Raw genomic sequence first — 6,449 nt, 5'->3', positions numbered from 1 at the left:
CCACCCGAAGTACCGCCACCCGAAGTACCGCCACCCGAAGTACCGCCACCCGAAGTACCGCCACCCGAAGTGCCGCCACCCGAAGTGCCGCCACCCGAAGTGCCGCCACCCGAAGTGCCGCCACCCGAAGTACCGCCACCCGAAGTGCCGCCACCCGAAGTACCACCACCCGAAGTGCCGCCACCCGAAGTACCGCCGCCCGAAGTACCGCCGCCCGAGGTACCTCCACCATGACCCTCGTTGCCGGATGCATTGCCGCTACGACCTGTTCCGCTCGTACCACCGGATGGGGCCCCCGTCGATCCACCGACACCCGCCGGCCCGACGGCACCGTTCCCGCCGCTTCCACCATTTCCGCTGTTACCCGGACTGCCGCCGCCAGTGGTACTGCCGGCACCGCCGCCCACAGCGCCACGGCCGGCATAAAGGTGTACCGCGCAAGCAGCCGGACCGGCGGCGCAGGGCACCGCGTCCTCGGCAAGCATCATGACGGGGTCCGCGCCGGCGGTCGCGTCGGGTGCGGCGTCGGGCATCGAATCTTGCGCGACGGCGTAAGAGCAGCAGCACGCAAATGCGGCTGCGGCCAGGAGGGTCGTGTGAAGGCGCTGTCCCGCCGTGCGGGACAGTTGTTTCGTTCTACTCATCATGCTCTCCCCGATGCCCGCCATGCCTCGTCACGCGCGACCATCAACGTGTGATGCAGGGGACCGGCAACGATGCATTGTCGTTTCGGCGGCCGATACCTGTCGGACCGGCGCCTGGCGCCAGTCGCGAACACGAATCGGCACGCGGGCCCGCCGTGCGAATCCCTAACTGCGAGATTCGTGCCACCGGCCGCCTACGCCCGTGGCGCAAGGCGCACTTATGCCGCGTGACAGCGTCCGAAACACCGTTGTGAGCTTTTTGTTTCTGAAATGAAACGTCTGACTACGCCTGGCGCACCGTTGTGTCGGCAGCGCGCGGCCAGCGATGGCGCAGGACCGACGCGATCCAGCAGACGAGAAACAGCGCGACGATGCCGTAACCGATCGTGCCGAAGCGCTCGCCGATCGCATCGAGTGCGTTGCGTACGGGGCCGGTCAGCGACAGCTTGTCGGCGAGCAGGCCGGCGGCTTCGATCCCGCCGACGGCGAGCGCGACGACCGCGGACAGCAGCGTGATGCTACGCGTTGTAGAGCAGCTTGCGCCGCGGGTCGTCCATCGCCCAGCCGTACGCATGAATCATCAGAACGTTATCGGTCGAGTCGATCAGCGTCATGCCGGCGGCGAACAGCGCCGGAAACAGCATGATCGTATAGACCGGCAGCGCATGGCTCGCCTGCGTGGCCGCGATCGCGAGCAGCGCGATTTCTGTTGCAGTATCGAAACCGAGGCCGAACAGCACGCCCACCGGATACATGTGCCGGCTCTTCGACACGAAGCGCAACAGCGGACGCAGCAACCGCGCGACGAGGCCGGACGGACGATGCGTATGCGCGGCGGCGTGCGCATGATCGGACGCGCCGCGATAGCGCCGCCACACGTCGCGCAGGATCACGAGGTTCATGCACGCGAGCACGAGCAGGAAAGTGGCCGACACGGCCGTGCCGATCGTGCCGCCGATTGCGCGGAACGCGTCGAAGCGGTCGCGCAGCGCGAACGCGGTCAACGAGACGCCGAGCGTCGCGGCGATCACGATCGTCGAGTGGCCGAGCGGGAAGAACAGGCCGACGGTCACCGGACGCTGGCCGTCCTGCATCAGCTTGCGCGTCGCGACGTCGATCGCGGCGATGTGATCGGCGTCGACTGCATGACGCAGCCCGCGGCCATACGCGATCGCCGCGGTACCGAGCAGCAGCGGATGGTCGCGCAGCGCCGCGAGCGCCCACAGCCAGGCCGCGACGTTCGCGGCGATCAGGCCGGCATACAGCATCAGCAGGCGGCGCAGGGCAGGGGTGGGCGGCATCGAGACGGTTCCGTCGGACGAATCGCGCTGCATTGTGGCATGCGAAAAAAATGCAGGGCGCGCCGCTCAAAAACGGCGGCGGCCGGCCGCACCGCTGCGTTCCGCGAACGAAAAAGGCCCGTCCGGAACCGGACGGGCCTGGGCTTGCCGCGGGCAGGGCGCACGCGCCCCGCGCTTACTTCACTTTCGCGTTGATCACGCCTTCCGACACGTTCGCCGGCGTTTCCGCGTATTGCTTGAACTCCATCGTGTACGTCGCGCGACCTTGCGTCGCCGAGCGCAGCGACGTCGAATAGCCGAACATCTCGGCAAGCGGCACTTCGGCACGCACCAGCTTGCCGCCGCCGCCCGCGATGTCCTCCATCCCCTGCACGATGCCGCGCCGGCTCGACAGGTCGCCCATCACGTTACCCATGAACTCCTCGGGCGTCTCGACCTCGACGGCCATCATCGGCTCGAGCAGCACCGGCTTCGCGCGGCGCATCGCTTCCTTGAACGCCATCGAGCCGGCCATCCGGAACGCGTTTTCGTTCGAGTCGACGTCGTGGTACGAACCGAACGTCAGGTGCACCTTCACGTCGACGACCGGGTAGCCTGCGAGCACGCCGCTCTTCAGCGTTTCGGTGATGCCCTTGTCGACGGCCGGGATGAATTCACGCGGAATCACGCCGCCCTTGATCTCGTCGAGGAACTCGTAGCCCTTGCCGGGGTTCGGCTCCAGCGTGATCACCGCATGCCCGTACTGGCCGCGCCCGCCCGACTGCTTGACGAACTTGCCTTCGACGTTGGACGCCGTCGTGCGCACCGTTTCGCGATAGGCGACCTGCGGCTTGCCGACCGTCGCCTCGACGCCGAACTCGCGCTTCATCCGGTCGACCAGGATCTCGAGGTGCAGCTCGCCCATCCCCGAAATGATCGTCTGGCCGGATTCCTCGTCGGTCTGCACGCGGAACGACGGATCTTCCTGCGCGAGACGGTTCAGCGCGAGCCCCATCTTTTCCTGGTCGGCCTTCGTCTTCGGCTCGACAGCCTGCGAGATCACCGGCTCCGGGAACTCCATCTTCTCGAGGATGATCGGCTTGGCCGGATCGCACAGCGTGTCGCCCGTCGTCGCTTCCTTCAGGCCGACTGCCGCCGCGATGTCGCCCGCGCGCACTTCCTTGATCTCCTTGCGCTCGTTCGCGTGCATCTGCAGGATCCGGCCGAGCCGTTCCTTCTTGTCCTTCGTCGCGTTCAGCACCGTGTCGCCCGATTCGACGACGCCCGAATACACGCGGAAGAAGATCAGCTGCCCGACGAACGGGTCGGTCATGATCTTGAACGCGAGCGCGGAGAACGGCTCGTCGTCGCTCGGATGACGTTCCGCCGGCTTTTCCGGATCGGCGAAGTCGTGACCGAGAATCGCGGGCACGTCGACCGGCGACGGCAGGTAGTCGATCACCGCGTCGAGCATCGCCTGCACGCCCTTGTTCTTGAACGCGCTGCCGCACAGCATCGGCACGATCTCGTTGGCGATCGTGCGCTGGCGCAGCGCGGCCTTGATCTCGTCCTCGGTCAGCGATTCGTGGTCGTGCAGGTACTTCTCGAGTAGTTCCTCGCTCGCTTCGGCAGCGGCCTCGACCATCTTCTCGCGCCATTCATGCGCGAGCTCGACGAGATTCGCCGGGATGTCCTCGTAGGTGAACTTCACGCCCTGGCTTTCGTCATCCCAGACAATCGCCTTCATCTTGACGAGATCGACGACGCCCTGGAAATGATCTTCCGCGCCGATCGGAATCTGGATCGGCACGGCGACGCCCTTCAGGCGCTCGCCGATCTGGCGCTGCACGCGGAAGAAGTCCGCGCCGATGCGGTCCATCTTGTTGACGAACGCGATGCGCGGCACCTTGTACTTGTTCGCCTGGCGCCACACGGTTTCGGACTGCGGCTGCACGCCGCCGACCGAGTCGTAGACCATGCACGCGCCGTCGAGCACGCGCATCGAGCGCTCGACCTCGATCGTGAAGTCGACGTGCCCGGGGGTGTCGATGATGTTGATCCGGTGTTCCGGATAGTTGCCGGCCATCCCCTTCCAGAAGGCCGTGGTCGCGGCCGACGTGATCGTGATGCCGCGTTCCTGCTCCTGCTCCATCCAGTCCATCGTGGCCGCGCCGTCGTGCACTTCACCGATCTTGTGGCTCACGCCGGTGTAAAACAGGATGCGCTCGGTCGTGGTGGTCTTGCCGGCATCGATGTGAGCGCTGATCCCGATATTGCGATAGCGCTCGATGGGGGTTTTGCGGGGCACGTGAACCTCCTGGTGGTTCGGATCGTAAGCGGGCCGGCTGCGCCGGCACGGGCTGGAACAAGCGAGATTTAAAGGATAGCGCTTGTGCGTGGCTTTTGCAGATGCGGCCGGCGTTGGCCGAATCAAGGCCGGCGCCGCCGCCGCGGCGGGCGAAAAAAAAGCCGGCGCGCAACGGGCGGCCGGCTTCGGTCGATACGCGGCGGCGCCGCGGCATTCGCCGTTACTGGGCTTTGGGCAGGCCGTCGAGCTTCATGCCCGGCTTGATGCCCTTCGCCGCGAACCAGCCCTTGCTCATTTCGAGCGCATAGACGCCGTTGTTGCGCGGGCAGTGGTTGTCGGTCGTCTCGGCCTGCATTTCGTCGATGTCGGTGATCGTGCCGTCGGCGCGGACGAACGCGATCGACAGCGGGATCAGCGTGTTCTTCATCCAGAAGCAGTGCACGGCGTTCTCGTTGAACACGAACAGCATGCCTTCGTTCGGCGCGAGCTGCGACCGGTACATCAGCCCCTGTTCGCGGTCGGCGTCGTTTGCGGCGACGGCCGCGTCGATCACGTACATGCCGGCGCGCAACTTCACGCGCGGGAACTCGCTCGGCTGCTTGGCGCCGGGCGGCATCTGCGCGTGGGCGGTCTGCACGCCGAGTGCGAGGACGGCGAGCGCGGCGGGAAACACGGCGGCGCGCGCAAGGCGGCCGAGCGACGAGCGCAGGGAGAATCGCACAGCAGGGCTCCTATCGGGAAAACGAGACCCGCATGGTACGCGAAGCGCGCCGGCGGGCACAAAAAGAAAAAGGCAGATCGCCTCGCGGTGATCTGCCTTTCAACGCCGTAAGAACGGCAAGACTGCGTGTTCTTGACTGCGTTATTACAACCAGCTTGCTTAGTTCGAAGCAGCTGCCGGTGCTTCGGCTTCGCTAGCTGCCTTCTTGGCTGCGTGGTGCTTCTTCTTTGCGTGGTGCTTCTTGGCAGCGTGCTTTGCCGGTGCCGAAGCAGCTGCCGGAGCAGCAGCCGAAGCAGCTTCCGGAGCCGAAGCTTGTGCGAAAGCAGCCGTTGCGAAGAGACCAGCGACCAGAGCAGCGATCAGTTTGTTCATGTTGTGTTCCTCAGCTTTAGTTAATTAACCAAATGACCCGGCAATATGGAGTCATGTCGTCTAACGGTGCCATCCACCTTTCGGTTGACAGACGCTTCGAGAAATTTCTCTTTGCGCTGCGGGCGCCGAATCGTATTCGAAGAAAGCGTCGCTTTCGTGACGCAAACACGTAAATCCCGGTTCGGCTGCCAATGCCGGATAGCTAAGGGTGGCATCTGCGTGGTTTAACGCGCGATCTTCGCCGGCGGTTGACGAAAAAGATGACGAAAAAAATCGAATGCCGCCGGGGCGGTCATTCGGCGCGGGCGAAACCGTCCCACGGCGCGCGCGGCGGCAGTGCGATTGTTTCGCCCGGTGCAATGCCGAGCGCAAATATGTCCAGTGCGCCGATGCCGACGCGCACGAGGCGCAACGTCGGGAAGCCGATCGCGGCCGTCATGCGGCGCACCTGCCGATTCTTGCCTTCGGTGATCGCGAGCTCGATCCAGGTGGTCGGAATCGCGGCGCGGTAGCGGATCGGCGGGTTGCGCGGCCACAGCGTGTCGGGCGGGTCGATCAATTCGGCGCGGCACGGGCGTGTCACGTAGTCGCCGAGATCGACGCCGCGCGCCAGCGCCTTCAGGTCGGCCGGGCCGGGCGCGCCGTCGACTTGCGCCCAATAGCGCTTGACGAGCTTGTGGCGCGGCTCGGCGATGCGCGCCTGCAGCGCGCCGTCGTCGGTGAGCAGCAGCAGGCCCTCGCTGTCCGCGTCGAGCCGGCCGGCCGGGTAGACGCCGGGCGTCGTTACCCAGTCGCCGAGCGACGGCCGCGTCTCGTGCGCGGAAAACTGGCAAATCGTGCCGAACGGCTTGTTGAGGGCGATCAGGGTCATGGCGAGGCGCCCGCCGGCATGCCGCGGGGAAGCGGGGCGGGCGGTCTATGGCAAATGGCGGAATCTTAATGCATAATACGGAACGGCAAGTCCTCTGTCTTATATAAGACATAAGGGAAGACTTGATACGCAGCGTCGCGCTTCGTGCCGCCGGCCCCGGTTGGGGCGCTAGAATAGCGGCTCGCTGCTGCCGTCACGAGGGTGGCAAGGCCGCCCCGCCGCGCGCGCAGTTTCGACCAGCATCACCTGCTCA

4 protein-coding genes and 2 pseudogenes are annotated in these 6,449 nt (G+C 65.7%); all 6 read right to left on the bottom strand.

The annotated features are described in order from the left end of the window. Window positions 1-644: pseudogene (locus ACTJKF_RS05460) on the bottom strand (hypothetical protein); the annotation flags it as partial. Between the two features lie 283 nt (window positions 645-927). After that, window positions 928-1,945: pseudogene (locus ACTJKF_RS05455) on the bottom strand (HoxN/HupN/NixA family nickel/cobalt transporter). A gap of 175 nt (window positions 1,946-2,120) precedes the next feature. Then, window positions 2,121-4,232, bottom strand: coding sequence for an elongation factor G (fusA, locus tag ACTJKF_RS05450; protein WP_440622541.1), 2,112 nt, complete (start codon window positions 4,230-4,232; stop codon window positions 2,121-2,123). A 220-nt stretch (window positions 4,233-4,452) separates the two neighbouring features. Further along, window positions 4,453-4,953 (bottom strand): DUF192 domain-containing protein, encoded by a 501-nt coding sequence (locus tag ACTJKF_RS05445; protein WP_440622540.1) that lies wholly within the window; start codon window positions 4,951-4,953, stop codon window positions 4,453-4,455. A gap of 159 nt (window positions 4,954-5,112) precedes the next feature. Beyond that, window positions 5,113-5,325: a hypothetical protein gene (locus ACTJKF_RS05440; RefSeq protein ID WP_072465376.1), complete on the bottom strand. Its 213-nt coding sequence runs from the start codon at window positions 5,323-5,325 to the stop codon at window positions 5,113-5,115. 292 nt (window positions 5,326-5,617) lie between these two features. After that, on the bottom strand, window positions 5,618-6,196 hold the full coding sequence (locus ACTJKF_RS05435; RefSeq protein WP_440622539.1) for a pseudouridine synthase: 579 nt from the start codon (window positions 6,194-6,196) through the stop codon (window positions 5,618-5,620). Window positions 6,197-6,449: the final 253 nt, after the last annotated feature.

Origin of the sequence: Burkholderia sp. 22313, from assembly GCF_052045245.1 — a bacterium.
Taxonomy (GTDB): Bacteria; Pseudomonadota; Gammaproteobacteria; order Burkholderiales; family Burkholderiaceae; genus Burkholderia.
Note: the sequence above shows the minus strand (reverse complement) of the source record. Positions and strands in the feature narration are given on the sequence as shown.